Source organism: Nonomuraea sp. NPDC049141 (genome assembly GCF_040648415.1).
GTDB lineage: Bacteria > Actinomycetota > Actinomycetes > Streptosporangiales > Streptosporangiaceae > Nonomuraea.
The window spans coordinates 1-1,175 of sequence record NZ_JBEZDR010000259.1 but is presented as its reverse complement, the minus strand read 5'-3'; the positions used below and the strand labels follow the sequence as shown (position 1 = coordinate 1,175).

1 protein-coding gene is annotated in these 1,175 nt (G+C 72.6%); it reads right to left on the bottom strand.

The window, feature by feature from the left end:
* Positions 1-95 precede the first annotated feature (95 nt).
* The gene (locus AB0B91_RS66325) at positions 96-1,037 is read right to left on the bottom strand and encodes a serine hydrolase domain-containing protein (protein WP_357662371.1); all 942 of its coding nucleotides are present in this window, start codon (positions 1,035-1,037) and stop codon (positions 96-98) included.
* Positions 1,038-1,175 lie beyond the last annotated feature (138 nt).

Below are 1,175 nucleotides of genomic sequence, written 5' to 3'. Positions count from 1 at the left end.
GGCACCCGAGGCGACGACCGGACCCTCCACGACCTGTCGGTCTCCCTGGCCCGCACCGAGGGCGCGTCCGCCACCCGGTCGGCGTCCGTACACGATCAACGCACCTCGGCGGGACCGAGCACCGACGTGATCGTGACCGGTTCGACCTCGGCCTGGTTGGTCAGCAGCACGAGCCGCTGGTCCGAGTCGGGCAGCCAGGCGGCGAACGCCTTGTAACCGCCGTTGTCCCCCGAGTGGTGCAGCGCCCGCCTCCCGGCCAGCGGGCCGACGAAGAACCCGTAGCCGTACGCCTCCCCGGGCCGGCCGGTGGGCGCGTGTGGGGCGGTCATCGCCGTCACCGAGGCCTGGGCGAGCAGCCGGCCCCGGCGCGGCACGTCGAGCCAGGTGAGCAGGTCCGTACCGGTGCACCAGACGTCACCCGCGCCCATGCTCACGGTCGCCAGGTCCCAGGACGGCACCGGACGGCCGCCCTCGTGTCCGACCGCCACGTCCGGCCGTCCGTCGCCCGCACCGGCGAAGCTGCCCGTCATGCCCAGCGGCGCGAAGACCTCCTCGGCGAGGAACTCGGCGTACGGCCGGTCGGCCGCGCGCTCGACGGTCCGGGCCAACAGCACGTAGCCGGGGCTGCTGTAGTGCCAACCGGCTCCGGGCCGGAACAGCGGCGGCACCGCGGCGAACAAGCCGAGCAGTTCGTCCGGCTCGGCCGGGTCGACGAGATCGACCGCCGGGTACTCCTCCCAGTGGCCCAGGCCCGAGGTGTGGGTGAGCAGGTGGTGCAGCGTGATGCCGGACCATTGCGGCGGTGGGCTGGGCAGCCAGCGCACGATCGGATCGGACAGGCTCAGCACACCCCGCTCGGCGAGCGACAACACCGCCGCGGCGGCCATCTGCTTGCTGATCGAGGCGATCTGGAACCGGGTCTCGGGAGCGCAGTGGACACCGGTGCTCCGATCAGCCACCCCGGCGACCTGTTCCGTCAGGATCTCGTCGCCCCGGGCCAGCAGGAGCACGCCACTGTCCAATGAGGATACGGACATCCGTCGAAGCCTAGATCAGCCCTTCTCCAGGTATTCGGCGCGCTCCTCGTCGACCAGGGCGGCCACCGACGCGGCCAACGCCGGGTGCCGGGCCAGCTCCGGATCCTCCTCGACCAGGGCGATCGCCTCGGCATGGCG

Coding starts and splice junctions, on each gene's coding strand:
- AB0B91_RS66325 (WP_357662371.1), bottom strand. CDS start 1,037: ATGTCCGTATCCTCATTGGACAGTGGCGTGCTCCTGCTGGCCCGGGGC.